Source organism: Chryseobacterium sp. PET-29 (assembly GCF_025736815.1).
GTDB classification, from domain to species: domain Bacteria; phylum Bacteroidota; class Bacteroidia; order Flavobacteriales; family Weeksellaceae; genus Chryseobacterium; species Chryseobacterium nepalense.
Map to the genome: position 1 here is coordinate 1,093,835 of NZ_CP107053.1, position 26,984 is coordinate 1,120,818.

At 37.1% G+C, this 26,984-nt stretch carries 23 protein-coding genes; 7 read left to right on the forward strand and 16 right to left on the reverse strand.

Translation table 11 applies throughout. From position 1 onward, the window contains the following. Positions 1-5: 5 nt before the first annotated feature. From ODE14_RS04865 to ODE14_RS04880, 4 genes are all read right to left on the reverse strand, one after another. Positions 6-3,623, reverse strand: a complete 3,618-nt coding sequence (locus ODE14_RS04865; protein ID WP_263603175.1) for a response regulator — start codon at positions 3,621-3,623, stop codon at positions 6-8. Positions 3,624-3,629: 6 nt separating this feature from the next. Continuing rightward, positions 3,630-5,105, reverse strand: a complete 1,476-nt coding sequence (locus ODE14_RS04870; protein WP_248393273.1) for an ATP-binding protein — start codon at positions 5,103-5,105, stop codon at positions 3,630-3,632. Between the two features lie 385 nt (positions 5,106-5,490). Then, the gene (locus ODE14_RS04875) at positions 5,491-6,324 is read right to left on the reverse strand and encodes a cyanophycinase (RefSeq protein WP_263603176.1); all 834 of its coding nucleotides are present in this window, start codon (positions 6,322-6,324) and stop codon (positions 5,491-5,493) included. A gap of 136 nt (positions 6,325-6,460) precedes the next feature. Further along, positions 6,461-6,661 carry a hypothetical protein gene (locus tag ODE14_RS04880; protein ID WP_263603177.1) on the reverse strand — a complete coding sequence of 67 codons (201 nt, stop codon included), beginning with the start codon at positions 6,659-6,661 and terminating at the stop codon, positions 6,461-6,463. A 206-nt stretch (positions 6,662-6,867) separates the two neighbouring features. On the opposite strand from ODE14_RS04880, the gene ODE14_RS04885 reads away from it, so the two are divergent. Together ODE14_RS04885 and ODE14_RS04890 are read left to right on the forward strand one after the other, a co-directional pair. After that, entirely contained in the window at positions 6,868-7,464 is a 597-nt protein-coding gene (locus tag ODE14_RS04885; protein ID WP_248393266.1) for a Crp/Fnr family transcriptional regulator, read from the forward strand. 47 nt (positions 7,465-7,511) lie between these two features. After that, complete coding sequence (locus ODE14_RS04890) at positions 7,512-7,841, forward strand: DMT family transporter (RefSeq protein WP_248393264.1); 330 nt, start codon at positions 7,512-7,514, stop codon at positions 7,839-7,841. Between the two features lie 121 nt (positions 7,842-7,962). Here ODE14_RS04890 and ODE14_RS04895 read toward each other — a convergent pair whose 3' ends face one another. From ODE14_RS04895 to gpmI, 5 genes are all read right to left on the reverse strand, one after another. After that, complete coding sequence (locus ODE14_RS04895) at positions 7,963-8,730, reverse strand: class I SAM-dependent methyltransferase (protein ID WP_263603178.1); 768 nt, start codon at positions 8,728-8,730, stop codon at positions 7,963-7,965. After that, positions 8,731-9,540: a type I methionyl aminopeptidase gene (gene map, locus ODE14_RS04900; protein ID WP_263603179.1), complete on the reverse strand. Its 810-nt coding sequence runs from the start codon at positions 9,538-9,540 to the stop codon at positions 8,731-8,733. It abuts the gene before it with no gap. A gap of 95 nt (positions 9,541-9,635) precedes the next feature. Beyond that, positions 9,636-10,064, reverse strand: coding sequence for a BT0820 family HAD-type phosphatase (locus ODE14_RS04905; RefSeq protein ID WP_072882997.1), 429 nt, complete (start codon positions 10,062-10,064; stop codon positions 9,636-9,638). 91 nt (positions 10,065-10,155) lie between these two features. Further along, positions 10,156-11,136 carry an acyl-ACP desaturase gene (locus tag ODE14_RS04910; protein ID WP_248393257.1) on the reverse strand — a complete coding sequence of 327 codons (981 nt, stop codon included), beginning with the start codon at positions 11,134-11,136 and terminating at the stop codon, positions 10,156-10,158. A 142-nt stretch (positions 11,137-11,278) separates the two neighbouring features. Continuing rightward, on the reverse strand, positions 11,279-12,820 hold the full coding sequence (gene gpmI / locus ODE14_RS04915; RefSeq protein ID WP_263603180.1) for a 2,3-bisphosphoglycerate-independent phosphoglycerate mutase: 1,542 nt from the start codon (positions 12,818-12,820) through the stop codon (positions 11,279-11,281). Between the two features lie 153 nt (positions 12,821-12,973). Here gpmI and ODE14_RS04920 point away from each other — a divergent pair, with 153 nt between their 5' ends. Continuing rightward, on the forward strand, positions 12,974-13,297 hold the full coding sequence (locus tag ODE14_RS04920; RefSeq protein WP_248393254.1) for a translation initiation factor: 324 nt from the start codon (positions 12,974-12,976) through the stop codon (positions 13,295-13,297). Positions 13,298-13,437: 140 nt separating this feature from the next. Here ODE14_RS04920 and ODE14_RS04925 read toward each other — a convergent pair whose 3' ends face one another. The 3 genes from ODE14_RS04925 to ODE14_RS04935 form a co-directional block, all read right to left on the reverse strand. Then, on the reverse strand, positions 13,438-14,337 hold the full coding sequence (locus ODE14_RS04925) for a leucine-rich repeat domain-containing protein (protein ID WP_263603181.1): 900 nt from the start codon (positions 14,335-14,337) through the stop codon (positions 13,438-13,440). A gap of 60 nt (positions 14,338-14,397) precedes the next feature. Beyond that, a complete protein-coding gene (locus ODE14_RS04930) occupies positions 14,398-16,542 on the reverse strand; it encodes an alkaline phosphatase PhoX (protein WP_263603182.1) in 2,145 nt (714 codons plus the stop codon). Positions 16,543-16,899: 357 nt separating this feature from the next. Beyond that, positions 16,900-18,726 (reverse strand): cytochrome-c peroxidase, encoded by a 1,827-nt coding sequence (locus ODE14_RS04935; RefSeq protein WP_263603183.1) that lies wholly within the window; start codon positions 18,724-18,726, stop codon positions 16,900-16,902. Positions 18,727-18,950: 224 nt separating this feature from the next. Here ODE14_RS04935 and ODE14_RS04940 point away from each other — a divergent pair, with 224 nt between their 5' ends. Next, a complete protein-coding gene (locus ODE14_RS04940) occupies positions 18,951-19,805 on the forward strand; it encodes a nucleoside phosphorylase (protein WP_263603184.1) in 855 nt (284 codons plus the stop codon). A 38-nt stretch (positions 19,806-19,843) separates the two neighbouring features. On the opposite strand, the gene ODE14_RS04945 is transcribed toward ODE14_RS04940, so the two are convergent. Beyond that, the gene (locus ODE14_RS04945; protein WP_263603185.1) at positions 19,844-20,668 is read right to left on the reverse strand and encodes a hypothetical protein; all 825 of its coding nucleotides are present in this window, start codon (positions 20,666-20,668) and stop codon (positions 19,844-19,846) included. Between the two features lie 213 nt (positions 20,669-20,881). After that, positions 20,882-22,036: a hypothetical protein gene (locus ODE14_RS04950; protein ID WP_263603186.1), complete on the reverse strand. Its 1,155-nt coding sequence runs from the start codon at positions 22,034-22,036 to the stop codon at positions 20,882-20,884. Positions 22,037-22,207: 171 nt separating this feature from the next. On the opposite strand from ODE14_RS04950, the gene ODE14_RS04955 reads away from it, so the two are divergent. The 3 genes from ODE14_RS04955 (at position 22,208) to ODE14_RS04965 (ending at position 24,583) form a co-directional block, all read left to right on the forward strand. Further along, positions 22,208-22,507 (forward strand): hypothetical protein, encoded by a 300-nt coding sequence (locus ODE14_RS04955; protein WP_248393229.1) that lies wholly within the window; start codon positions 22,208-22,210, stop codon positions 22,505-22,507. A 116-nt stretch (positions 22,508-22,623) separates the two neighbouring features. Further along, entirely contained in the window at positions 22,624-23,436 is an 813-nt protein-coding gene (locus ODE14_RS04960) for an enoyl-ACP reductase (RefSeq protein ID WP_248393225.1), read from the forward strand. A 64-nt stretch (positions 23,437-23,500) separates the two neighbouring features. Further along, positions 23,501-24,583: a hypothetical protein gene (locus ODE14_RS04965; protein WP_263603187.1), complete on the forward strand. Its 1,083-nt coding sequence runs from the start codon at positions 23,501-23,503 to the stop codon at positions 24,581-24,583. Positions 24,584-24,661: 78 nt separating this feature from the next. Here the strand turns inward: ODE14_RS04965 and ODE14_RS04970 are convergent, their stop codons facing one another. Further along, positions 24,662-26,101, reverse strand: a complete 1,440-nt coding sequence (locus ODE14_RS04970; RefSeq protein WP_263603188.1) for a glycoside hydrolase family 30 protein — start codon at positions 26,099-26,101, stop codon at positions 24,662-24,664. 60 nt (positions 26,102-26,161) lie between these two features. After that, positions 26,162-26,968: a family 16 glycosylhydrolase gene (locus tag ODE14_RS04975; RefSeq protein WP_169230433.1), complete on the reverse strand. Its 807-nt coding sequence runs from the start codon at positions 26,966-26,968 to the stop codon at positions 26,162-26,164. Positions 26,969-26,984 lie beyond the last annotated feature (16 nt).

A 26,984-nucleotide genomic window follows, 5' to 3' on the forward strand; every position in this document is an offset into this window, starting at 1 on the left:
GCTGTTTACATTTCATATAACCAAACTCTAAGTAAGGATAATAACTGATCAATATCCACGGGTTTCGAAATATAGTCCGAAGCACCGGCAGTGATGCATTTTTCACGTTCCCCGATCATTGATTTTGCGGTAATGGCAATTATCGGCAACCTTGTATACATCGGCATTTTTCTAATCTGCTTTATCGTTTCGTAGCCATCCATTTCCGGCATCATCATATCCATCAGAATAACATCTACATCAGGATGTTCCTTGATCTGCTGCAAGGCGTGTTTTCCGTCCATTGCCACAACTACTTCCACTTTATATTTTTCCAGTGCTTTTGTTAAAGAGAAAATATTTCGTACATCATCATCGGTAATCAGTATTTTTTTACCGCTTAATACTTCAGTTAAAGATCCCAGTGTTTTACTTCTTACGGTTTCAAGAGAATTATTTTTTTCTTCAACCAAATGCAGGAACAATCCTACTTCGTCCAGAATTCTCTGGTAAGAGTGTGCCGTTTTTACAACGATAGAATCTGCATATTGCTTTATTTTCAGTTCTTCTGACTTAGACAAATTCCGTTCCGTAAATATGATAATCGGAAGATTTTCCAGACCGTCATAGCTCTTTATGGATTCAATAATCTGGTATTCATCTCCTTTTGAAGATCCGATATCTAAAATTACACAATCTACATGACTGGCGGTAAGTGCTTTTACACTATCTTCCACATTCGTCTGCACCGATAACGAGATATTAAAATTGCTTAAGAAATACGAAAGTGCACTCGCATGCTTCGCATTTTCTTCAACAATAAGTACTTTCTGCGGAGATTTGCTGAGTACTTCTTCAATCTTTCTGAACACTTCAGTCATCTGATCTAATGCAACCGGCTTGTTGATGAAATCAATAGCTCCTTTCATCAGACTTTCCTTTTTTACATGCAGCACAGACATCATATGTACCGGAATATGTCTGGTTTCAGGGTTGGACTTCAGTTCATCCATTACCTGCCATCCGTCTTTTACCGGTAGCTGAACATCAAGGAGAATCGCGTGCGGACGATATTTCAATGCCGCAGAAATACCGTGATCTCCCCTTACCACTACAACAGCTTTATATTTCTGCATCCGGGCATATTTTAAAAGCGCTTTGGCAAAATTGGTGTCATCTTCAATAATAAGAATTACTTTGTCACCATCCTGGATACTCTCTCTGTCATCAGCTACATCTTCCGGAATTTCCAGGGAATTGATGGCGTTATAATACTCTTCTTCTCCGTCATCCAGAATGTTTTTTATTTCCTCCACATCTTCTCGGATGATCTCTACAAGATCCTGATCAGTTTCCATTGGTGCTATTTCAGATTCAGTTATTGCGCTTACCGGAATACTAAGACAGAATTCGCTTCCTTCATTTACTTTGCTTTCCAGGGTGAGTTCACCACCTAAAAGCCTTGCAATTTCTCTGCTGATGGACAAACCGAGACCTGTACCTCCAAATTTTCTTCTTGTGGAACCATCTGCCTGCTGGAATGCTTCGAAGATAATTTTCTGCTTGTCTTCTGCAATACCTATTCCCGTATCTTTTACAGAGAAAACAATAAAGTCTTTCTTCTTATTGTCTTTTTTAATATTTAAATTGATACTTCCTTCTGTGGTAAATTTCAGAGCGTTTGACAATAAATTCCTTAATACCTGATCTACTCTTAAACGGTCGGTTTCAATGGTATTGTTCAGCTCCCTGTCAATCTGCACGTTAAACTGAAGCTTTTTCTCCTGGAAGACCGGGTTAAAGAGGTTCTTTAAATCTTTAACGATATCATTAATTTCCACATCCTGATATTCCAGTGTCATTTTTCCGGATTCTATTTTTGCAAGATCAAGAATCTCATCAATCAGCGTCAGAAGGCTGCTTCCTGAGCTTTGAATTACTTTAGCCGATTCAATCTGATCTTCATTCAGGTTTTCTTCCGGATTTTCTGCCATCAAACGGGATAAAAGCAGAATTGAATTAAGCGGTGTACGTAATTCGTGAGACATATTTGCAAGAAATTCAGATTTATATTTTGTGCTTAAAGCCAATTCTTCTACTTTTTTCTGAATTTCACTGTTACGTTCTGCAATCAGATGATTTTTTTCTTCCAGCAATCTTGATCTTTCTTCCAGCTCTGCATTGGCCTGCATCAGCTCTTCCTGCTGCACTTTCAGTTCTTCTTCAGAAGCCTGCAACTTTTGGGTTTGTGCTTCAAGTTCTGTATTCAGGTTTTCAAGTTCCGAATGCTGCACCTGTAATTCTTCGGACTGTGCCTGTGTTTCTTCCAGAAGCTGCTGTTCTTTTTCGCGGCTTTTCGCAGCGTTGAGCGCAACCCCGATATTTCTTGTACATTCAATGAAATAATCAATTCTGCTTTCATCAAAATTATTAGTAGATCCCAGTTCCAGCACCCCGATAATGTTGCCGTCTGCAAAAACCGGCAGTAGTAATATTCCGTAAATTTTTATGGTACTGCTGGCAAAGGTTACTACAAAATCTTCTTCATGAAGATTATTATAAACCTGTGTTTTTTTGCTAATGAAAGTTTGTCCTACCATTCCTTCTCCGGGTTCAAAAACTTTTTTCATATTGTTTTCCAGTCCGAAAGCAGCTTTCAATTTCAGCATTCCTTCATCATAAAGATAAATTGATCCGTTGATGCATTTTCCATATTCAATGATCTGTTTCAGGGCATTATCTGAGACTTCCTGTACCGATTTGTTCCCCATAAGAGATTCATTAAGCAAAGCAAGACCTTTCTGGCGCCAGTCGCTGGCATTAATTTTATCGAAAGAAATTTTCAATGATTCGGTCATGTGATTAAGTGACTCGGCAAGATCTCCAAGATCGTCCTGGGAGTTATCTGTCGCCCTTTGGTTATAATCTCCGTTGGCAACCCTGTTGGCAATTTCACGGATTGCACTTACTCTTTTGCTGATTTCAATATCTTTAGCTTGAAGTGCCCTTTCAAGCTTGTCCCTGCGAATAAGGTCTGCCCGTAATTTCAGATAAAAGAATGTGGTTACTACAATGGCAGCAATGGCAGAAAAGATGATGAATAAAACCGTAGTGTTGGATGATCTGGTAAGGTCTTTGTTTTTGATAGCGAGCTGTGACTCTTCGGTTTGTACAAATTCCTGAACAATTTTCCGGCATCTGTCCATATATGATTTACTCATAAGAACCTGCTCCTGGCTCATGACAATGCCTTTCTTCCTGTTGTCTACAAAATGTTTCAGATTTGAAATGTTCGTGTTAACATTTCGTTCAAGCTCATGTAAAAGTTTCACCTGATTTTCATCGGTAATATCAAGGTTTTTTGCCCGCTCTATTGCTTTTGGAAATTCAATAAGGCTGCGATTGAAAGGATCGAGGAAATTTTCCCGGCCGGTAAGCTGATATCCCCGGCTCCCGGTTTCAGCATCCAGTAAAGAAATCAAAACATCTTTAACGGCAGTGATGGATCTCCGGCTTTTTGAAAGGCTTTCCCGATTTTCCATCTGTTTTTGTATGCTTACATAAGAGGCAATTGAACTCGCAATCAGTATCACTAAAGAGAGTCCTACTCCAAACTGAAGATTTCTTATAATTTTTTTCGGCATTGAAAATTAGTTTAATGGTAATGTGAAATAAAACGTAGATCCTTCATCTACTTTACTGGAAACACCAATACTTCCATGATGCTGCTTAATGATTTCAGAGCATATGAATAATCCTATCCCCATCCCCTGAAACTGGAGGGAAGATTCTTCAACACGATAAAACTTCCTGAAAACAGCTTCCTGCTTGAAATCCGGAATACCGATTCCAAAATCGGTGACATTTACCTTTACTTCCTGCTCTTCTTCATCTACAAAAGTGGTAACAATTACCTGATTGTTTTTAGGAGAATATTTAATAGCGTTCGTTAAAAAATTGATGAGGACCTGCTCAATGCGGATTTCATCAAGCGGAATAAGAATATCGGGCTTCACGCCGTCGCGTTTTATTTTCACACGATTTTCATCATGAGTCTGAAGAATGGTATCGATCGCATTACTGATAACACTTTCCAGATTGGTTGGTTTTTTATTAATTTTAAGCTTACCGTTTTCTATTTTGGAAACATCAAGCAAATCGGTAATGAGGGTATTAAGTTTTTCGATCTGGTCCTGAACTTTAGTCACGAAACCTGCTTCGGCACTTTCCTTATCAAGCTTAAGTTTCCTTTCAAGAAGCTGAACATATGCTTTGATACTTGTTAAAGGAGTTTTGAGTTCGTGGCTGGCAATACTCAGGAATTCATCTTTTTCCTTTTCTACTTTCTTCTGATCGTCGATATCCGTAAAAGTTCCCACCCAGTTTTTGATTGAGTCTCCGTCGTAGACAGGAGTTACCCTAAGAAGATGATAACGATACTTACCGGATTCCATTTTCTTGATTCTGACTTCAAGTTCTAAGGCGGTTCCTTTTTTTCTGCAACGCTTTAATTCTTCTTTGATATTGAAATCATCCGGATGAGTCTCGGGAAATTGTTTTTCAGATTGGGAATATTCGTACCACTTGCCATTTACAAAATCTATGACTCCTTCTTCATTTAATGTAAAAGCGATCTGCGGAAGTGATTCCAGCATCAGATGAAAATGATCGATCTGTGACTTCATGGTAACCTGGGATTCCCTTCTGCCTTTTACTTCAAGCTCCAGGCTTTGCTGCGCTTTCTTCATCGCGAGATTCTGTTCCTGAAGACTGTAGAACGTTTTTACCTTCAGCATAAGAATTTCGGGGTCTACCGGTTTTGTCACGTAGTCTTTACCTCCTGAAGCGTAACCCCGTGTAATAAATCTTTTCTCAGTATTTACCGCAGACAAAAATATAATAGGTACTTCTTTGGTTTTGCTATAACCGGCAAGTGTTTCGGCCACTTCAAAACCATCCATATCGGGCATCTGTACGTCTAAAATAATTAATGCATAATCATTCTTCAGTGCTTTTCCCAACGCTACTTCACCGGAGTCAGCCGTATCCACCTGAAAATCTTTTGATTCCAGCAGTTTTTTCAGGGAATAAAGGTTGCTCTGGTTATCATCAACAATTAAGATCATAGAAATATAAAATCAATAATTAATTATATTTAGTTCAACATCAAAAATACTCACAATATTCCGAAAAACAGTAATGTTTTAGCGATTATAGTTGTAGGTACCACATTACTGTGAATATTATTTAACATTAAAAAAATTGTAAAGGACGAAGCAATATTTATTCCACTGAATCAATATTTTAGAAATATTTTTAATTTAAAATGAAATAAACTTAGAAAATTTTCCTTTAAAATTATAATTCACGGCACAGTGTTTGAATATTGACTGGCAACACTTTTTCACTTAAATATATACTTTCAAATTATAAACCCCTGTATTATCAGGGGTTTATTGTTTTTCAAGTGTGATTATGATCTACGGTACATATTCTCCTGTACCTATAAGTTTATTCTGCGCCTTTAAAAATTTTCTCGTTAAAATCAAACATACAATTGTCTGTTAAGATATGTACTTTAAGATTTTCAACATAAATAGGCGATCCTTTTTTCACCGTATCAATATTTGTTTGTCCAATATTTTCAGCGTTTAGCAGCCAAACCATACCAGATCCGCGACACGTTGCTTTATATCCTTCCTCAATAAGCAGTGCCGTATCTTCACCTAAACCAATTCCCCAGCAATGCTGATGAAGGATAACAGCGTGTGCAAGCCTCCCGAACCTGGCGCGATGCACGAAATGAGTATCTATAATGCAGTTATTGATAAAGCCCAATCCGGAATTCAGTTCGATGTCATGTTCAAGCATTGCTTCACCATTTACGGCTTCCATAATGATGATTTCCGGAATACACATGGCGCCGGCACTGGTACCTGCAATGGTAAAATCTTTCTCATTGGTGTATTTTTCCTTAAGCAAATATTTCAATGCAGAATCTTTTAATTTTTCATAAATCCTGCGTTGATCTCCACCCGTAAAAAATACTGTTTTTGCTGCTGAGACTCTTTTAAACTGATAATCGGTATGCAATTGATCATCGCAGAGATCCAGAAAGTCAAAATTAGTATACCCAATTTCAATGAATGTTTTGGTATAGGTCTCCCGAATACTTTCCGGCTCGGAGCTTGCGATTGTAATAACCTCAATCCTGTCATCTTTTGAAGCAGTGAGAAGCTTTAAAATTTCATTTGGTGAAAAATCCTTGTTTTTTTCTTCCATTTCGGAGTCGTTCCCGTTTTTATCTTCCTTCCCTCCTATGATTAACAATCTTCCTTTTGCCATATTATACTATTCTGCAGTTAGTGTAAAGTATTTTAATTTATGTACCGTATTCAGAACTTCCCCGTTTTTCAGCGGACAGCCTCAAGAATATTACTTTTAAAGTTTCCACGAATAGGATGTTCACTTCTTAAAATCGTTATTCATTATCCGTCGGTACATTCTTAAGATTATCCTGGTTCTGCAGCGTGTCAGAGCGTTGCTCCAGGGTATTAATGGTGTCAGATTGGCGGTTGTTAACGGTTTCCCCTTTGTTTTCCTGATCAGTATACTGCGTTTCTGATTTTGTGCAGCCCATAGTGACTGTAAAAATAAACACTGTGAAAATTATTTTTTTCATATTTAAAAATTTGGTATTCTCAAACTTATTGAATAATCGATGAGCTTTTTATGACGGTAATCACAATCTAATAATGGTGAAATTTCTATAACTTTATCAAAATATAACTGTATATTTATGATCAGGATCATAATTGAAACGTTTTTCAATTTGATAAATTTAAAAATGTGGTATACCCCTAATTCCAATTAAAGCAGATTATTATTATGTTAATTGAAGAACAACTCTTACTGTCTTACGGTGCAGAAATTGAAGACCTCGATTCTTCGTATGTCATTTTCGAGGAAGGCAGCACACCGAAATTTTATTACCAGATCATAAAAGGCAGAATAAAACTCAATCACTACGATGAAGACGGAAAAGAGCTTATTCTTGCGATCCTAAGTAAAGGACTGAGCGTGTGTGAGCTTCTTTTATTTATTGATGAAAAATATCCCGTTAACGCCATTACTTTCGAAGAAACCAGTGTACTGAAACTTCCGAAAAGTGATTTTATCAGACTGCTGGATGAAAATGTCCAGATTTCAAGGGATATCAATAAATTTTTATCCGAACGCCTTTATTTCAAATATATCATGCTGGAAAACAATACTTCCTTAAGGCCTGATGTCCGCATAAAAGGAGCCCTTAATTATCAGAAAAGTTTCAGTGATAATCAGGAGCAATTTTCATTTGAAGTTCCGCTTACAAGAAAAGATATCGCATCCATAACCGCTTTACGGGTCGAAACGGTAATTCGCACCATTAAGAAACTCGAAAAAGAAGGTTTTTTGAAAATTATTAACAGAAAAATATTTATTTAAAGCAAAATTGCTTTTTAATGCTGAAATTTGCAGAAGAAACTTAAAAAATGAATTGGATCATCTTAATTATTGCAGGATTATTTGAAGTTGCTTTTGCGTCATGTCTGGGAAAGGTAAAAGAAACAAGCGGAACTACTATGTACCTTTGGTTCGGAGGTTTTCTGATCTCTCTTACCATAAGTATGCTGTTGCTCATTAAGGCTACCCAAACCCTTCCTATCGGAACGGCATATGCCGTGTGGACAGGTATTGGCGCAGTGGGAACGGTATTAATGGGGATTTTCTTTTTTAAAGACCCGGTAAGCTTCTGGAGAATCTTTTTTATTGTAACACTAATCGGTTCTGTTGTAGGTCTTAAAGCAGTTTCTTCTCATTAAACTTTATTAAAAAATAGGTATGAGCTTAAATAATCTATTTAAATATTATTGAACCCAAGCGGAAAAACCCCTGAAGTTTATTAAAGAATAAATAACTAAAAACGTCTCCGGTTTGGAGACGTTATTTTTTATAAACAATGGGTAAAATTTCACTTTTCCTGAGTCCGTATTTTTCAATTTCTTCATCTGAAAAACGCTGGGAATAGAAATTGGCATCTGTTTCAAAGCCTGCTTTCTGAAGCCTTTCGAAATAATCCATCCCGTACCAGCGTACGTGGTCATACTGCCCGAAATGTTTTTGTCGTTCTTTGGGATCTGTGATGGTAAAATCTTCATACGTTTTTTGCAACGTGTTTTTCATCGGAACCTGTAATATTCCCCATCCTCCTGGTCTTAGCACCCTGTATAATTCGCTCATTGCTTTAGCATCATCAGCAATATGCTCCAGTACATGATTACAGAAAATGATATCGAAACTTTCATCTGCAAACGGGAGGTCGAGAATATCTGCTTTTACGTCCACTATGGGAGAAAAAAGATCCGACGAAATATAATCCAGATTACTCATCCTTTTGAATTTTCTTAGAAATTCCTGTTCGGGAGCAATGTGCAAAACTTTATGGTTTTTAATAAAAAAATCCGTTTCATTCTGGAGATACAGCCACATCTGGCGATGTCTTTCGAGGCTTAAAGTCCCTGGCGATAAAGCATTTTCTCTTTGTTTACCATACCCGTAAGGAAGAAACTTCCTGTAGGACCGTCCATCGATAGGATCAACAAACCGGTCTCCTTTAAACAGCTGGTAAATAAGCGGCCTCGCCCAGATGCTTAACCTAATAAGCATAGGACGCGGAATTTTATTTAATAAAAATTTGGCTGCCTTTTTCATTTAAAAATCCAGTTGAAAAGCTTTCTCTTCATCACTTTCAATACCCAGGGCATCGTAAATATACTGAAAGGTGGAAAGCAACACGGGTTTTCCGTTGATCACGGCAACATCATGCTCAAAATGTGCGGATGGCTGATTGTCAAGAGTAGTGACTGTCCAGCCATCATTATGGAATTTTACTTTTTCCGTACCGAGATTAATCATGGGTTCGATGGCAATTGTAAGTCCGTCTTTGATTACTTTTCCGCTACCCTGTCTTCCGTAATTGGGAACCTGAGGATCTTCATGCATCTGTCTTCCGACACCATGCCCCACAAGCTCTCTTACAACACCATATCCCTCTTTTTCACAGTGCGATTGTATGGCATGAGAAATATCTCCGATTCTTTTTCCCCTGACACACTGCTCAATTCCTTTGTAAAGAGATTCTTTAGCAACTTTCAGAAGCTTTTTGGTTTCCGGTTTTACTTCACCGATTTCAAAAGTGTAGGCATGATCGCCCACAAAACCATTCAAAATAGCACCACAATCTACGGAAAGCACATCGCCTTCTTTGATTTCTTCTTTGCTGGGGAAACCGTGAACCACCTGTTCGTTTGGTGAAATACAAAGGGAATACGGAAATCCTCCATATCCTAAAAATGCAGGCTCCGCGCCATGATCTTTAATAAAATCATGTGCCAGTTTATCCAAATATAAAGTGGTAATTCCCGGTTTGATTTCTTTTGCCAGCATTCCTAATGTTCTGGAAACCAATCGGGCACTTTCTTTCATAAGACGAAGCTCGTCTATTGTTTTTAATTGAATCATTTTTTAATTATAAAATGTAACAATATAACAGTGTATCAGTGTAACAATGTCTGATTGGTAGATTGTTATATTGGTAAATTGTTACATCGGATATTCTACCAGAACAATCCTTTTTTCTTTTCTTTTTTAAGCTTTGAATAAGCCAGGACTTCTTTTCCTTCAACCCGGAATTCTATTCTCTCCTGAATAATATTGTAGATTTCACCCCAACCCGGAAATCCTCCCAGATTTCTGTCATCTATGAACCAATCCGCATCAATTTTTCTGGATTGATTTTCGGAATCAAAAACTTCTCCTTCAAAGCTGGAATTTACCGCATAAAACTCAACACCGTTTTTCATACAGAATTCTACGGCTTCATCCAATGCTCTTCCGTGACGGTAAGTCCAAAGGATAAGTCTGTATCCTTCCGACTGAAGTTTTTTTAGTGTTTCAAAAGCAAAAATCTTTGGTTTGCCAATCGCGGGATAAGCATCATCAACAATAGTTCCGTCAAAGTCAACTGCAATTTTTTTATTATTCATTCTGTGAATTTGTTTTTAAAAATGCAAAGATACAAAAAAGAACGCCCAAGTATACTCCGGCGCTCTTACTTTTATAATTTAATAATATAGATTAACTTTTTACCCAGCTGAACTGGAACTGCAGATCCGGAGTGGATATTCTGTCCGTAATTTTCTGAAGTCTTGCCGGAAGCTTCATCAGGTATTCCTGAGCTTTTTCGGCTTTTTCATTAAGACCTTTAACGTGTTCTATTTTCCACTCGTCAAGAAGTTCTTTCATAATGTTGATGTAATCCTGACCTGTGTACACCATACATCTTTGTGCCGCATCTGAAAAATGTCCCCAAAGTTCACCGGCTTTCTGTCCGGACTGTCTCATCATGTGAGCAGGCATTACAATTTTCTTGCGCATCATATCTTCAAAAGCAAGGATCATTTCCGAAGGATCTATTTCCAGGATCTTTGCCACAAAATGCTTGTAAGCTTTGGCATGTCTTGCCTCATCGGCGGCAATAACACCACACATTTTAGCCAGCTTCCCGTTTCCGGATTGTTTTGCCAGCGTCCCTACTCTTCTGTGAGAAATATTAGTGGCTGTTTCCTGAAAACTTGTGTAGATAAAGTTTCTGTACGGATCCATACTTGTTCCCAAATCAAAACCGTCATTAATCAGGTATTGGGTAGTTACTTCCACTTCTCTCATATTTACTCTTCCGCACAGATAAAGATATTTGCTCAAAAGATCACCGTGTCTGTTTTCTTCAGCGGTCCATGCTCTTACCCAGTGTGCCCAGCCTACTTCTCTTTGCTCCTGATCTACACCGTCTACGCCCATCAGCCAGGATTCGTAGGAAGGTAAAGCTTCTTCCGTAATACAGTCTCCGATAAGGGTTACAAAAAGATCATAAGGCATTTCTCTTGCGAACGTCTGAATTTCTTCAAGATCATATTTAAATTCTGAGCTTGAAGGATCCGGAAGATAATCAGAAGGTTGCCAGATCTTCTCGATTGGCGTTAAAAATTTATCCAGAAAAGAGCCTACTTCCTTTTCCAAAATTCCCATTACTTCTTTCCTAACAAGCTTTTGATACATTTTATAAATTTAGGTTTAATTTGCAAATTTAAGTTTTTTATTTATTATTTAGAACATAATAAACTGTTAATTGTTCTAATATTAATCATAAAAATGCCGCTATACATAATTATAACGGCAATTTATCTCTTATATTATTATTTTAGCTTATTAATATATCTCCGGTCATTATTTGTGGTATTTCCACACCCATTACTTTTAAAATGGTAGGTGCCACATCACCAAGCTTGCCAGGTTTCAGATTCCAGGTATGGTTTTTATCCATCACGATAAAAGGAACCAGATTGGTTGAATGCTGCGTGTTTGGTGATCCGTCCGGGTTAATCATAACATCTGAATTCCCATGGTCGGCAAGAATGAAAACTGCATAGCCATGTTCATACGCTGTAGTCGCTACTTTTTCAATACATTGATCCACTGTTTCCGCTGCTTTTACAGCCGCTGAAAATACACCTGTATGACCTACCATATCGGTATTGGCAAAATTTAAACATATAAAATCCGCAGTCTCATTTTCAAGTTCCGGAAGAATGGCATTGGTAATATCGTAGGCTGACATTTCCGGTTTAAGATCGTAAGTAGGAACATCTTTAGGACTCGGGCAAAGCAGTCTTTTCTCTCCGTTAAAAGGTTCTTCCCTTCCTCCTGAAAAGAAGAATGTTACGTGAGGGTATTTCTCAGTCTCTGCAATCCTGATCTGTGTTTTATGATTTCTTTCCAGGATTTCACCCATCGTTTCATGCAATACTTCTTCATCAAAAACCACGTGTACGTTTTGGAAGGTTTTATCATAATTCGTAAGTGTCACATAATACAATGGCAACTTTCTCATGAAATATTCCGGGTTATCATGCTGTGTAAGCACTTCTGTGATTTCACGGCCTCTGTCTGTACGGAAATTGAAACAAATAACAACATCATGATCTGTGATTTTAGCCACCGGAACCACATTTCCAATTGCGGTGGAATCAATCATGATAATCGGTTTCATGAATTCGTCGGTAATATTTTCGTCGTAGGATTTTTGAATTTCCAGCAAAGCATTGGTTGTCTGCGCTCCTACACCTTCCACCATTGCATCGTAAGCAATTTTTACACGTTCCCATCGTTTATCTCTGTCCATCGCGTAATATCTTCCTACAACAGAAGCAAGCTTGCCTACCGTTTTTATCATATGTTCCTGAAGATCTTCAATAAAACCTTTTCCGGAGTGCGGATCGCAGTCGCGCCCATCTGTGAAAGCATGAACAAATACGTTTTCACGTAGTCCGAATTCGTGTGCCGCCGTAAGAAGTCCTTTAAGGTGATTGATATGGGAATGCACACCTCCATCTGAAACCAGACCGATAAAGTGTACTTTCTTATTTTCTCTTTTAGCATATTCAAATGCATCCTGAATAACTTTCTGCTGGCCTAGAGAACCATTTTCCACCGCCATATTCAGCTTTACCAGATTCTGATATACCACTCTTCCCGCACCAAGATTCATATGTCCTACTTCGGAATTTCCCATTTGTCCCGCCGGTAATCCTACCGCCAGACCGCTTGCTTCGAGGGTTGTATGCGGAAAGTTTTTAAGGCAGTTATCTATAAATGGTGTATTGGCTTTATCAATGGCTGAAACATCAGGATTCATTCCCAATCCCCATCCGTCAAGGATTGCTAATATTGCTTTTTTCGACATTTTGTATAAACTTTTGTATTACAAATTTATTTATTTTGAAATGAATTGAAGAATTGAAGGACTTAAAATTTATTTAAAATTGTTTTATCTAAACCTTGAAGGTTTGAATGGGCTGGTATTTTTCTGCCTTAAATATTTTATTAATTTTGCCTTATGGATTTAAGAGATCAACTGAAAAACCTTTTTCCTGATCATGATGAGCAGGATTTTGAAATGCCTGAAGAGAAATTTAAGCAGAAAGAACCTCTGGTATGTAAATTTGAGAAGAAAGGCAGAAATGGCAAGCCTGTGACCGTCATTGAGGGCTGGGAAGGTACCGAAGAAGAACTGAAGAAAATTTCAAAAAAAATAAAAACCACCTTGGGAATCGGTGGCTCTGAAAAGGATGGAACGATCATCATTCAGGGGGATAACCGTGATAAAATAATGGATATCCTTAAAGAAATGGGATATAAGACCAAAAGAGTCGGCGGATAGTTTACAATTTTTAAATACTTCAAACGCTATGACCGCAAAAAGTTTTTTAATTAAACTTGAAAACATTTTTTGTTCGCAATGGCGCTTCACTCAGCTAAGACTTTTGTGCATATTGCGCTAAAAATATTTTAATTTTCCTTTTAAAAGTAAATCTGCGTTTGCGGAATCATTTTCTTTAGTTTTTCAAGGATTGATTTTTTTATCGGATTGCCTGTTAATATTAAGGTTTTAAGATTTTTCAACTCAGAAAATTCCGGTGGCAGATCAGTAAGTTGATTATTGGCCAGATTCATACTTACCATATTTTTTAACCCTTTGACTTTAGGGGAGATTTCCCTGATGCTGTTCTGGCTTAGATTTAAAAATTCCAGTTGCTTAGATTTAAATAAACCTTCGGGCAACTGAGCAATAGAATTTTGTTGTAATTCAAGATATTTCAACTGTTGCGGAAATTCCAGTTTTCCCAGATCATTAATCTGATTGGAAGATAAATTCAATGATCTCAGATTTTTAATTTTATCTAAATCTTTAGCAATAAAGCTGATCTGGTTTCCCTGCAAGTTAATTTCTTCCAGTCCCGGAATTTCCAGTAATGCTTCCGGAAAAACGTTCAGATTATTGGCATCAAGATGAATGGTTTTTAACTTTTTAAGCTTACCTAAATTTGGATTGATACTGGTCAGATTATTTAAATTAATGGAAAAACTTTCAAGTTTCTGAAGTTCTGCAATTTCATCGGGAATATATTTGATGCTGTTTTCATTGAGGTTCAAAATCGTAAGCTCTTTCAGTTTAAAGATAGATTCGTCCATTTTCTCAAATTTATTTTCCATCAGATTCAGAAAGAAAACAGAATCGAACTTCTGAATTTCAACAGGAAGATTAAACATTGTTTTCCCCCGAAAACTCATGCTGTAAACTGTTTTTCCACTTTTCAACGCATCATCTATATTGGTATATGTTGGGTATTTTACAGGATCAATCTGTGCTTTTGCCTGTAAAAAAATGATTAACGGAACAGAAAAAAATAACTTTTTCATAAACTAAAAAAACTACCGGCAACCCATGGATTACCGGCAGTTGTGTAAAATATTAATAATTTATTTTTTCAGCAATTTTACGGTCTGCTGGAATCCTCCTTCCGCTTCAATGTTCAGAATTAAAACTCTTGAAGTATTAAGCTGATTGGTAAAATCAAGGTCTAAAACTTTGTTTAATCCTGAATATTTCTGGGTAAAAACAATTTTACCATCAATACTGTAAGCTGTTACCATAATGTTTTTCAGTCCTTTTGGAGAATTGATTTTTACGATTCCTGAAGTAGGATTCGGAGCAACGGTTACTGTGTTTTCCGGCTGTGTTTCGATGGTTCCAAGAGAACCTGCCGTACCCAGATTGTTTTTCAGGGCTACTACTATTGTTGCAGATTTCCCTCTGTAGTCAATCGTATTTCCGGTAGCGTCAACATCTGTAGAAATAGTAGAATCCGGATGCTGGATAGAGAAGAACCCGAATTTGTGATCCGGCGTGAAAGTAAGTCCGGTAGGTTCTGATCCTGCCGGCATGGATGCAAATAATTTCACTTTAGGATTTGCCTGCGTATGATCCGGAGCCACTACCCAGATATAATTTTTCCCACCATCCTGAAGAACCCACAGGTTCCCAAGCTCATCAAAAGTAAGGTTGTCGTTCCCGTCTCCCCAGGCTTCAGTTTTTGTTCCCTGTGCCGTGTCGAAAGAATAGTTAGTCGTAAGACCTCCCACGAAAGTTTCCACCTGAGAAGCGGTTGCTCCGTCGTCTTTTAACCGGTATACTTTATTCAATCCCTTTGCTGTAAAATATACTTTGCCATCAAGCGGACTGATTTCCACGTCTTCTATTCCATTGAAAGAAGTTCCACCAAGCGATTGCGCCAAAGATGACGTATTGTTCTGATCTGCTTTTGTTTTATTAGGCACCTGAACCCAGGTTGCAGTTGTCGCTACAGGATCCCCGCTGCTTAATCCCTGATCTAATTTCAATACATAAAGATTTCCTGAAGAAAGGTTATTCGGCGTATCCATTACATATTTGTACACCATATGTGTTCCGCCATCTTCACCATAATAGGCCACCGTTCCGGTATTGTTCACCACCACATTTTCGTGGTTCATGATTCCCATCTGCCAAAGTTTTCCTTTAGAACCGTCCGTATTCTGAGTAATTACCTGTGCAGTAACCGGATCAATTTCTACCAGCCAGCCATAATCCTTCATTCCATCGGCATTAACATCATTGGAAGTGGTCTGTTCTTCAGCTGTAATGATCGTTCCCCAAGGCGTTACTCCTCCTGAACAGTTTCTGATGGTCTGAACCAGGCTTGGTGCAGAGAAACTTACGGCTCTTGATCTTGTAAGCTGCCACAATTTGGTTGTTGCGTTATAATTGATTTCCGCCATTGTAACACCTCCAGGATTGGTTTCGTGGTTTACGGAAAGATAACCGTTCGTGCTGCTTGAATTTTTAGCCACGTATCCTGTGAAGTCATTCTGGCCTCCTACTAATCCTCCTCCTTCTGTATAGCTGTCTCCTTCTTTAAGGATCAATTGATATTTATGTTCTGTAGGAATGATTAATTTATTCGTTTGTGCTGTAGGAACAATGGATGTAAAGCAGCTGATATGAGTTGCGTTACAAGGTACGGGAGTTACCGTAGCTGTTGTTTTCAGATAAGCATCAATTCTTAAATCCGAACTTGAAGCGCCTCTGTTATGTAATTCGATGGAAATCCTGTTGTTTCCGTTTACAAATTTAGATTTTGGAATAGAGAATACGTTATATACGCTTTCTGCAGCTCCGTCTATGGTTGTTGAAGACAAAGTAGTGAAATCAATTGTTCCTGAAGGCATATTGTCTCTTACCACTTCTTCCCCGTTCAGGTAAACTACAATTCCGTCATCTCTCATCACACCCAGTTCCATCGTTGAGGAAAGATCATTTAAATTAACCGTGAAATCTTTCGCAAAATAGGCGGTGATTAATCCTGTATTGGTTTGGGTGGTTACAGGATCTCCGTATCCTAACGGACCATTTCCCTGCTGCCATGCCGTAACATCATAGTTTGCATTTTTCCACTGGTCTGCCAACGCGGTGTTGGTATCATTGTACTTCCATGAAGAATTTTTGTTGAAGATAAAAGTCTGGGCATTCAACAGCGTACCCGAAACCATTGCAAGAGCTGCAACTGTTAGTAGTTTTCTTTTCATTTTAAATTTCGATTTATTAGACTCTGCAAATCTATTTTATTGCTGTGAAGAGCCTATTAATAGGAGTTTAAATAATTCTTTCGAAATATTAATTAATGGAAAATTTAATGTTAATCAGGTTAAGGAAATGTTACATTAATTTTTAACCGCAAAAAAACAAAGAGTATTTAAACTATAAGCTGAAATACAAGATTGCCGCTAAAAAATCGCAACATGTAATATCTCAAGATAAAAATCTGCGAAATCCGTGCAATCAGCGGGAGGAAAAATTTAACCGCAAAAAGGAATAAAGATTATATATATCAGCCTAAATTATCATGACGTTGAGATTTTCCAGAATGACAAAAGGATGCTTTTTTATTTATTGCTGATATCCGTTAAAGAATTAAGAAAAGCAATAACCTGTTTGATTTCGGTTTGAGTGAGATTTAATTTATCCGGAGCAAGCGTCTGGTTTTTCATTTTTAATCCTAATCCTTCTCCACCTCCTTCATTATAGAACTCAAGAACTTCTTCCAGGCTGTTGAAAGCGCCGTTGTGAAAGTAGGGTTTGGTAAGCGCAATATTCCTTACGGTTACGGTTTTGAAAGAATTTTCGTAAATCCATGAATTTTCTTTTTTCACCGGGCTGTTGATCCTTCCTTTGTCGGCATCAATTTCAACAGGCTTTTGATCGATAGGTCTTTTGGTGACTCCCAATACTTCAGATTCATTTTCATTAAAAAATGGCGGCACAAGACCTGAAAAGTTCGGTGCAAAATGGCAGGTTGCGCAATTGGCTTTTCCCATAAACAGGTTGAAACCCTTTTTTGCATCGTCAGAAATTTCTTTTTCACTTCTCATAAATTTATCAAAATCACTCTCGTAAGAATAGAGGGAAGCAACGTAAGAACTCAACGCTTTTGAAAAATTTTCCCGGTTGATATTTCCTTTTTTAAAAGCTTTTTTGAAGGCTTTCTTATATTCCGGATCTACGTTTATTTTCTTAATAATATTATCATAACTGGTGTTGAATTCGTCTTTGTTGTAAATAACATGTTCGGCCTGCTGCTCGAGGTAAAAAGCCCTTAAATCATAGAAAAATCTTTTGGCAAAAACAGCGTTGTAAAGTGTAGGAGAATTCCTCAGTACTGTTTTTCCGTCTACATTGCTTGGCGATTTGGATTTAAGATCCGTAAATGCATTTTCGGGAAGATGACATGTAGCACAACTCATTTTACCGTTGCCGCTTACATTCTGATCATAGAAAATTTGTTTGCCCAGCTTTCTTAACGCTTCATTATCTTCATCCTTTTTCAGCAAAGTATAAAAATAGGGATCAAGAAAATCGCTGCTGAAAAAATCTTTGCTTCCGGGATTCCATCCGGAAAATTCTTTCAGATCATCCGTTCTTCCGTCCCAGCTTCCCAGTTCCCGGTATAAAGGCTGAATGTATTTTTTGTAAAACTCTATCCTGTCGAAAGTTTCAAATTCTTTATTTTCTGAAAGGTAAGTGATGCCTGCGGAAAACAACTGATCTGCTTTTTCCGTGTTGTAATTTTTAAAATAAGGATCATCCTGAATATACTTTTTCATTCCTGAAAAGGCATGCAGGGTTTCTTCGGAAATATTTAAAGAGCCCGGCGTATCAAAGCCTGTCACGCCGAGGCTATATATTCTGATGAGTTCAATTCTCAACGGCAATGTTTTATTGCTTCCTTTACTTAAACCGTTTTTCAGTGAGCTTAAATAGAAACTTGAATAACTGTTGAAAAGAAAATCGGCAATAGTCTTTATTTCTTCTTTTTTGGTTTCTGCTTCATCAGAAAACACCAGTTCATCCAGAACCTGAAGACCTTCCGGAGGAAGTGTATAAGAAGTTGTTCCAGCCGCTTCAATATGAAATAAAGGAGCAGCGTTAAGGTGTGTTTTTGTAAATTCAGGATAATGATAGGCTACATAAAACTCTATTTCTTTGAATGAATTTCTTGTTTCCTTTAAAGTTTTGCGCAAATCTTCAAGCGTTATTTTGTTTTCGGAAAAACCATAAGCATCGGATTTCAATTGACTGAGTCTGGTTTTAAAATCTGATAAACCTTCATGGATCACAGAATTTTCATTTTTAAAACCTTTATGAGAAGGATTGAAAGACATTACAGCAAAACCTAACAACACAAACAGAACAATCAAAGAATAAAACTTCATTAATTTTTTTCTGCAAAACTACCGATAGGAAAAGCTTTACAGGTTATCCCAACTTTAAATTTGAATTAACTAATCTTTACATTTCAGATAATGGAATTTTTACTAATTTTAAATCCCGAAATCACATTCAGAACTAAACTAACGGTTTCTATACCGATGTTTTAATAATGAAGAGGATATTTGGGACAGATTTAATACAACTTTAATTCAAATAAAAACATATTATGCTCAATAAACTTGCTGCTTCAGAACTTGTTCTGAACGAAGACGGAAGTGTCTATCATCTGAATCTTTTACCTGAAGATATTGCTGAAAAGATTATTCTCGTTGGGGATCCCGATCGTGTTGCCAAAGTTTCAAAATATTTCGACACGGTGGAAATCCGCAAAAATAAAAGGGAATTTTATACCCATACCGGAACACTTCGTGGTGAAAGAATCACTGTAATGTCAACAGGAATCGGGACGGAGAATATTGATATCGTAATGAATGAGCTGGATGCTTTGGTGAACATTGACCTTAAACAAAAGGAATTCAAAACCGAACATACTTCTCTGAAGCTTTTCAGAATGGGAACCTGCGGAAGTGTAAATCCGGATGTTCAGGTGGATAATATGCTGGTAACACAAAATGTGGTTGGATTAGACGGTTTAATGCATTTTTACCAGGATTACCATTTTGAAAACGAATTTTCCAGAAACTTTTATAAAAAATTCCCGTATGAAAATATAAAACCGATGCTTTATTTTTCAGAATGGTCAGAAGAACTGGGTGAATTATATAAAGACGCGAAATACCACGGAAATACAGCGACATTTCCCGGCTTTTATGCACCTCAGGGCAGACAGCTTCGTTTAAAAGCTCTGGATGATCAATTCCTTGAAACATTGAATGATCTGGGCATCACGAATTTTGAAATGGAAACTTCCGCAATTTATGCGTTTTCAAAATTATTAGGGCATCAAGCCATTACCGTAAATAATGTCATTGCCAACAGAAGACGCGGCGAGTTTTCATCAGATCATCACGCTTCCGAAAAGAACCTCATTGAATGGGTTTTGGAAAGAATTATCAAATAAATTAAAAAAGGATTGCAGAAACGCAATCCTTTATGTTTTTAGTACGGACAATTCTTTTCGTATTCTTTTATAATGCCGCCATAGAATTCCAGGTAAGCCTGAAGCATATAATCTCCGAGCAAATCCTGAGTTGCATTATGACCCAGTTTATTTTTTTTGCCTTCATCAAAAGCCTGTTTTCTGATATCTTTAAATTTCGTATTCAATGCTTTTTTGAAATCTTTATCTTGTAGTTTTGCCTCAAAAGTATTCATATATTTCTGGAATTCCGGGCAGTCGCGGCCTGCATACCTGAAGGCTTCCACCATTTTGTCATATAAAGAACCCGCAAACAAGCCCAACTTGTCGTAATCTACAGGCATAACGGCAAAATCATCTTTAGCATTCCTGATATAAAGCTGAGAATAACCATAATTACAGATCGCAGTGCTGCACATTTTTATATTTGAACCATAGATCTGGATTTTCCCATCATAAAGTAACGGCTGAAATGACCTCTTCTTTTTATCGCTGACTTTACCGTCTTTATCAACATATTTCATGTCGAGTCTGTTTATTTCATTTGTTACGTCGCCATATTCATCATATATTTTTACGGATTTTACTTCATCTGCACCAAATTTCTCATCTTCGGAACTTTTCGTTTTCTTATAAATGAAATTGTAGATATTATCTTTGTCAAAAAATGCAGGATATGTTCCGTTGGGATAAGTAAATCCCACAAAAAAACCATCGGCCTTGGAACCGTCCGTTAACAGAAACTCCACTTTGGGTAAATCTTTAGTACCTTGTTTTCCATAAGGTTGAGAAAATAATTTTGTACTTGTGATACAAATTAATAAAAGAAGTAATTTAAGTTTCATAAAGTATTATTAGTTTAATCTTTCGAAGCTCAAACATACTAAAATTTATTATATCTCAAAAATAAGTTAGAATTATTAAAAAATTACTATTGTGAAATCAATTTAGGTCAAGAATATATTACAAATTCACTTTTGAAACTGAAATACAGTAATTATTGTAAGGCATTTGATTTTAATCTTGACAACATACGAAACAATAAAGCAATATATAATCTAAAATTCATTAATGGTAACATAAAAATGTGCTGAATTTAAGCTTTCGGCGCTACCTGCAATATTGGTAAGGTTAATGGTAATGTTTGAAACCGAGGTCAACCTGGGATTTGATATCGAGAAGGTAGAATTTCCTGCAAAATCATTTGCCGGTGTAACGACAATAGTTGCTCTTGTAGAAGTCATGACCAAAGCCGGCGGAACAGGAATATCCATCGTTGTAGTTTTTCCTGAGGGAAGGTTGGTAATAGACACCGAAGGAAATACTTCAAAACTGATTTGATTCTTTTGCACCGTTCCTTTATTTCCCAATTTATACTGCCCACTAACATCTAGTTTCGCTGCAGTATTGGGTGTACCGGTTCCGATACCCACATTTGCATTGATGTCTCCTAAAACAATTGCATTAGGTTGAGATGTTGAAGCGTTATAACCTATTGCCGTAGAATTCTGCCCACTTGCAGAAGCTCCGGAACCCAATGCCGTAGAGTTTTGTCCTGATGTAAGTGTATTATTGCCCACTGCTGTTTCGTTATTGCTGTTAGTTTTTGCTGCAAAACCTAAGGCAAGAGATCTATAGCCTCCTGAAAACGCATTTTTCCCCACTGCGGCAGCTTCGTTATTATCTGCAACAGCATTGTATCCGATAGCTGTTGACTGATATTTTGAGCTTGCCGAATTACCGAAGCTTATTGATCCATCTACACTTAATTTCCCAATATTAGAAGCGTTTACTTTAAAGATGAGGTCATCATAAGTTGCTGTTCCTATGGAAAGATTGGTAGCATTGCCACCATAATTTCCCGCATTATTTCCTGATGTGCTCCAGTTTCCCGAACTTGGTAAAACTGTAGAGACCGTAGCAATCTGGTTCCATTTTGAATTGCTCCAGAAATAAAATCCGGAAGGAGAAACACCGCCAAGGCCGTTGTTCCATATCAGTAAACCTTCTGCCGGCGATGATATTGTAGTAACATCTGTGGTTGACAGGAGAGTGATTCTTGGTATAAGAACTCCTTTGTTTCCGGAAGTGATATCCAGGATAGAAGAATTGGCAGGTGTGGTTGTACCTATTCCAACCTGAGTGAAGCCGTAAGTAGATTTAAATAATAATATACAAACAGATATTACTTTAAAATAAGTGCTTTTTTTCATCTTTTGTGTTTTTGTATTGAATCACAAATATAAATATTCTCAATAAATTACAAATCAACTATATGAAAATATTTATGAATAAATTTATTGTTTTTATGAAAAATTTAACAGTGTACCACGATTTTAGGAATAGTTATTGTTTTACTAGTAATATCACTAAAATATTTTATTATGAACAATTCAGAATACAACAAAGCAGAAAACGCAGTAGATAACACTGAAAACTCTTTAAAAAATGCAGCTGACAAAACAAAATGGAAAGTTGAGGAGTTTGCAGACAGAGCAAAAGATTATATCAACGAAAAAAGAGCCAATGATGAAGAGGCAAGACATGAAGACTGGCTGGACAGAGCAAAAAACAATGCTTCCGACGCTTGGGAAAACGTAAAAGACAAAGCTAATGAAGCATGGGAAAAAACCAAAGATGCAGCAGAAGATGTGAAGGCAGAATGGAATAAAAAAACAAATTAATTTCAGTCATATAAATATTTTCAAGAAAAACGGAGTCTTTTTACAAGAGGCTCCGTTTTTTATTATGTAATAAACACAAATATTGCTACATTTGTAAACTAATAAACATTAAAAATATGTCATACGGTTTACTTAAAGGCAAAAAGGGAATTATATTTGGAGCCCTTAATGAACAATCGATCGCTTGGAAGGTTGCAGAAAGATGTCATGAAGAAGGTGCTGAGTTTATTTTGTCTAATGCTCCTATCGCTATGAGAATGGGCGAACTGAACGCGTTAGCAGAAAAAACAGGATCTGAAGTAATAGGAGCTGATGCCACTTCCATTGAAGATTTAGAGAAACTTTTTGATGCCGCTGTTGCAAAATTTGGTAAAATCGATTTTATCCTTCACTCTATCGGAATGTCCGTGAATGTGAGAAAAGGAAAACATTATACGGAAATGAATTATGACTGGTTGGAAAAAGGCTGGGATGTATCCGCCGTTTCTTTCCATAAAGTAATGCGCGTGGCATGGGAAAAAGACTGTATGAATGAATGGGGAAGTATTTTGGCCCTTTCTTATATTGCAGCTCAGCGTACCTTCCCGGATTACAACGATATGTCTGATAACAAGGCTTACCTGGAAAGTATTGCAAGAACATTCGGTAACTACTGGGGTGAAAGAAAAGTTCGTGTAAACACGGTTTCACAGTCTCCTACTCCTACTACGGCGGGAAGCGGCGTGAAAGGCTTCGGAGGATTCCTTGGATATGCTGAAGACATGTCTCCTCTTGGAAATGCCACGGCTCTTGACTGTGCCAACTACTGTGTTACTTTATTCTCTGATCTTACGAAAAAAGTAACCATGCAGAATCTTTTCCACGACGGTGGATTCAGCAGTTCCGGCGTAACGCAGAAAGTAATCAATAAATATGATACTGAGCAATAATTAAATTATTTTAAATATATAAACCAAAGTATAATTTACTTTGGTTTTTTTATTGCAATCAACAATGAAAAATATAACACAAATACTTATTGGATCGGTAATTCTTGTATGCTGTACTAAAGAACAGAAAGTAATATCAGAACCGATTGTTCAAAAGGAAATCGTAGGTATTAAAAATTTAAAACATTTTCAGGTTGGGCTTGAAGAAAAGTTTGAAACGCTGCCCTTATTAGATTTTACAGAGATTACTAAAAATGAATATGATAATCTGAAAAGTACGGCCCATATTATTACAGATTTACCACTCCAGGCCAGAAATGATAATTATGAACTAAAAATAAACGATAAAATTGTTCAGTTAAAAAAAGGAGATAATACATTAAAAGAAGGAGAAACCCAATATGATTATTTAGGATTTTATCCATCTTTAAATATGTACGCATTTTCTGCAAACAGTATAAGCGATAATTTAGGCTTTAGCGAACTTTACCTGATTAATGCAACGAATCCTTCTGTTTACAGCATTGTATCGCCGGGCGATGACAAAGTAGAAAATCCTGTTATTTCTCCTGACACAAAATATGTAGCATACTATTATAATTACGTTTACGGTACAAATGAAAGTTTTTTAGGTATCCTTAAAATTAACAGCAACAAGACATTCACTGAATATCGGAGCTTTTCTTCAGATAATTTTAATATTAAAGATGTAGTCTGGTTCGGTGATGATTATATCGGAATAAAAGTTACCGATGATGATTCAAAAACGTTTAAATACTATAAAGCAAATCTGTCATTGAGTAACAATAATAAAAGTTCCAATCTTTCAGGTATTGACGGTAATTATAATATTCATGTAGAAACAGAAACTACCTCTACAGGAATGGCTTCCATCAGTTATTCATTTAAAATAAGAGGCAATGAAGCGATATTGGAAACAAATACTTATCATGAACCTATAAGATGTAACGGAAAATACCTTGTAAGAGAAAATAACAATATATTCGAATTATCTTACAATGATAAGGAAGACAACTGTACATCTTCTGGTATATTTTACCTAAAAAAAGATAGAGAAAAATATTATATTAAAGGAGTTGGAGGTGAAGCCACCGTACAGGATTGGCTGCAATTGAAGAAGGAATAATATTAATTCTGAAAAACAGAATCGGCAGGCACCAAAGGTGCCGCTGATTCTTTAAAAATAATGTTAATATGAAGAGTTTTATAAAATTACGGTTTGTATAGAATGTGCCGGAGCAGATAGTTTTGCTGCCATTCCTTCAATCCAGAGATTGGTGTCAATATCAGTATCGGAGTCGTTCATGATTACCGTTACCAGCTGTCCGTTTTCATTCATAAATGTTGTGGAAGTAAGTGCCGCACGATTCGATGAGGTTCCGATGCGCTGTGCATTTGGCTTTATGAATTTAGAAACATGACCGATATAATAATACTCGTAAGTATAATGAACTTCACCGGTTTTGGTATCTGCAATGATAGGAGCAAAACAGAAATTACCGACATGGTTCGGGCCACCTGTTTCATCCAGGAGAACATTCCAGTCTGTCCATAAAGCTGTTCCTTTGTTGAAGTCGTTCAGCATATTTCTTCCGTAGAGTTCGCCCAGTTTCACATCATCGATTTTAGATAGGTCAAACTGTTCCTTACAGCCTTCCGTAAAGGCAAGAAATTTATCCGGAAAAGCCTTATGTGTTTCAGAAAGATTATCAAAAAGCTGCGTTTTGTTGTTCCAGGTTTCATACCAGTGATATCCGATTCCTGAAGCGTATTTTGAAGTTTCGGGATCGCTTAGCGTGGTAGTTGCTCTTTGGTAGATCAGGTCACGGTTATGATCCCAGATCATCACTTTTTTATCTTTATAGCCGTTTTTCCAGAGTGTCGGTCCCAGATTATTTTTAAGGAATTCGCCTTCCTCTTCTGCCGTGTAAATGCATGATTCCCAGGTCTGTGTAGCCATAGGCTCATTCTGCACTGTTAATCCCCAAACATTGATGCCTCTCTTTTCGTATTCTTTGATGAATTTAATATAATAATCTGCCCAGCTCTGGTAAAAAGCATTTTCAAGCCTTCCTCCTTTCAGCATACTTTTGTTGGATTTCATCCACGCCGGCGGGCTCCATGGTGAAAAATAAAAAGTGAAATCCTTACCGATCATTTTCTGAGCTTCCTTAATCATCGGAATTTTATATTTCTCGTCATGTGCCACGGTAAAAGTTTTCAACGCATTGTCGTTATCCTGCACGTAAGTATAAGAATCGCTTGAGAAATCACATGAATTCATATTGGCACGAACTACAGTGTAACCAAGTCCGTTTTTTCCATAATATGCTTCCAGAATTTCTTTCTGCTTATTCTTTGGAAGTTTGTACAGCGTCTCAGCGGATGCATCCGTAATTGCTCCTCCGATTCCTATTAATTTCTGATATCTGAAATCAGGATCCACGAAAATACAGGCATCCGTTTCTTTAGGCTGAGGCATTTTTTCAAACTTCACCATTCCCTTATCAACCATTTTTTCGTTGGTTTCAGAATGGGTAAAAATAACTTTTGCCGATTTTCCCGCATTCTTCTTCCAGTAGCTCTGTGCATTTATATTACAGGCAATTCCTATCACAAAACAACTTACAATTAGCTTTTTCATTTATTTCTTCTTCTTTATCTATTCACTTTTAAATTCTGAGAAATCTTTTCACTGAAGAATTTATTTATCCTGATATACCCTTACGTAATCGATTTCAAATTTTTGAGGGAAAACGGTATCATCAATACCTTTTAATCCACCCCAAAATCCTCCTACCGCAACATTCAGAATCAGAAAGTAAGGCTGGTCAAAAGGCCATGCGCCGTAGGTCTTTTCTTTGTTTTCGTAGGTGAAAAACTTTTTATCATCTACGTATACTTCAATTTTTTCCGGAGTCCAGTTTGCTTTATAGACATGAAATTTTTCGCTGACATCTTTTACAAAGATCGTATCGGTTTTCTGAGTATTGATCTTGTGATTGTAATTTTTGGTGTGTGCCGATGCATGGATAAATCCCTGATTATAACCTACATGTTCCATAATATCCAGCTCACCGTCGTCCGGCCAGGTTTTCATTTTTTCGCTCATCATCCAGATTGCGGGCCAAGTGCCGCGGCCTTTCGGAAGTTTGGCTCTTACTTCAACGGTTCCGTATTCAAATGAGAACTTTCCTTTTGTAAGAAGTCTTGCAGAAGTATATTTGCTTTCTTCCCAATTTTCTTTTTTAGCTTCAATGATGAGATTTCCTTTTTCTACCCTTGCATTTTCCAGTCGGTTTTTGGTATAAAACTGAGATTCCTCGTTTCCGAAACCATGTCCGCCAACATCATAATTCCACTTGGTGGAATCCGGCAGACCTTTATAATTAAACTCATCCGACCAGACCAGCTTTTTACCGGGATATTTGTTAGCCGTACAATTTACCATAGTAAAAGCGAGCGTTCCCCCGATAATAAAATTAAATATATATTGAAACGTAATTTTCATAGTATGATTTTGTAAA

What these genes read in the sequence shown, in the direction of transcription:
- ODE14_RS04970 (WP_263603188.1), bottom strand. Translation starts at nt 26,101, where the DNA reads ATGAAAAAGCTAATTGTAAGTTGTTTTGTGATAGGAATTGCCTGTAAT.
- ODE14_RS04890 (WP_248393264.1), top strand. Translation starts at nt 7,512, where the DNA reads ATGAATTGGATCATCTTAATTATTGCAGGATTATTTGAAGTTGCTTTT.
- map (WP_263603179.1), bottom strand. Translation starts at nt 9,540, where the DNA reads ATGATTCAATTAAAAACAATAGACGAGCTTCGTCTTATGAAAGAAAGT.
- ODE14_RS04925 (WP_263603181.1), bottom strand. Translation starts at nt 14,337, where the DNA reads ATGAAAAAGTTATTTTTTTCTGTTCCGTTAATCATTTTTTTACAGGCA.
- ODE14_RS04905 (WP_072882997.1), bottom strand. Translation starts at nt 10,064, where the DNA reads ATGAATAATAAAAAAATTGCAGTTGACTTTGACGGAACTATTGTTGAT.
- ODE14_RS04960 (WP_248393225.1), top strand. Translation starts at nt 22,624, where the DNA reads ATGTCATACGGTTTACTTAAAGGCAAAAAGGGAATTATATTTGGAGCC.
- ODE14_RS04940 (WP_263603184.1), top strand. Translation starts at nt 18,951, where the DNA reads ATGCTCAATAAACTTGCTGCTTCAGAACTTGTTCTGAACGAAGACGGA.
- ODE14_RS04955 (WP_248393229.1), top strand. Translation starts at nt 22,208, where the DNA reads ATGAACAATTCAGAATACAACAAAGCAGAAAACGCAGTAGATAACACT.
- ODE14_RS04935 (WP_263603183.1), bottom strand. Translation starts at nt 18,726, where the DNA reads ATGAAGTTTTATTCTTTGATTGTTCTGTTTGTGTTGTTAGGTTTTGCT.
- ODE14_RS04930 (WP_263603182.1), bottom strand. Translation starts at nt 16,542, where the DNA reads ATGAAAAGAAAACTACTAACAGTTGCAGCTCTTGCAATGGTTTCGGGT.
- ODE14_RS04975 (WP_169230433.1), bottom strand. Translation starts at nt 26,968, where the DNA reads ATGAAAATTACGTTTCAATATATATTTAATTTTATTATCGGGGGAACG.
- ODE14_RS04965 (WP_263603187.1), top strand. Translation starts at nt 23,501, where the DNA reads ATGAAAAATATAACACAAATACTTATTGGATCGGTAATTCTTGTATGC.
- ODE14_RS04865 (WP_263603175.1), bottom strand. Translation starts at nt 3,623, where the DNA reads ATGCCGAAAAAAATTATAAGAAATCTTCAGTTTGGAGTAGGACTCTCT.
- ODE14_RS04945 (WP_263603185.1), bottom strand. Translation starts at nt 20,668, where the DNA reads ATGAAACTTAAATTACTTCTTTTATTAATTTGTATCACAAGTACAAAA.
- ODE14_RS04920 (WP_248393254.1), top strand. Translation starts at nt 12,974, where the DNA reads ATGGATTTAAGAGATCAACTGAAAAACCTTTTTCCTGATCATGATGAG.
- ODE14_RS04880 (WP_263603177.1), bottom strand. Translation starts at nt 6,661, where the DNA reads ATGAAAAAAATAATTTTCACAGTGTTTATTTTTACAGTCACTATGGGC.
- ODE14_RS04910 (WP_248393257.1), bottom strand. Translation starts at nt 11,136, where the DNA reads ATGTATCAAAAGCTTGTTAGGAAAGAAGTAATGGGAATTTTGGAAAAG.
- ODE14_RS04885 (WP_248393266.1), top strand. Translation starts at nt 6,868, where the DNA reads ATGTTAATTGAAGAACAACTCTTACTGTCTTACGGTGCAGAAATTGAA.
- ODE14_RS04895 (WP_263603178.1), bottom strand. Translation starts at nt 8,730, where the DNA reads ATGAAAAAGGCAGCCAAATTTTTATTAAATAAAATTCCGCGTCCTATG.
- ODE14_RS04950 (WP_263603186.1), bottom strand. Translation starts at nt 22,036, where the DNA reads ATGAAAAAAAGCACTTATTTTAAAGTAATATCTGTTTGTATATTATTA.
- ODE14_RS04870 (WP_248393273.1), bottom strand. Translation starts at nt 5,105, where the DNA reads ATGATCTTAATTGTTGATGATAACCAGAGCAACCTTTATTCCCTGAAA.
- gpmI (WP_263603180.1), bottom strand. Translation starts at nt 12,820, where the DNA reads ATGTCGAAAAAAGCAATATTAGCAATCCTTGACGGATGGGGATTGGGA.
- ODE14_RS04875 (WP_263603176.1), bottom strand. Translation starts at nt 6,324, where the DNA reads ATGGCAAAAGGAAGATTGTTAATCATAGGAGGGAAGGAAGATAAAAAC.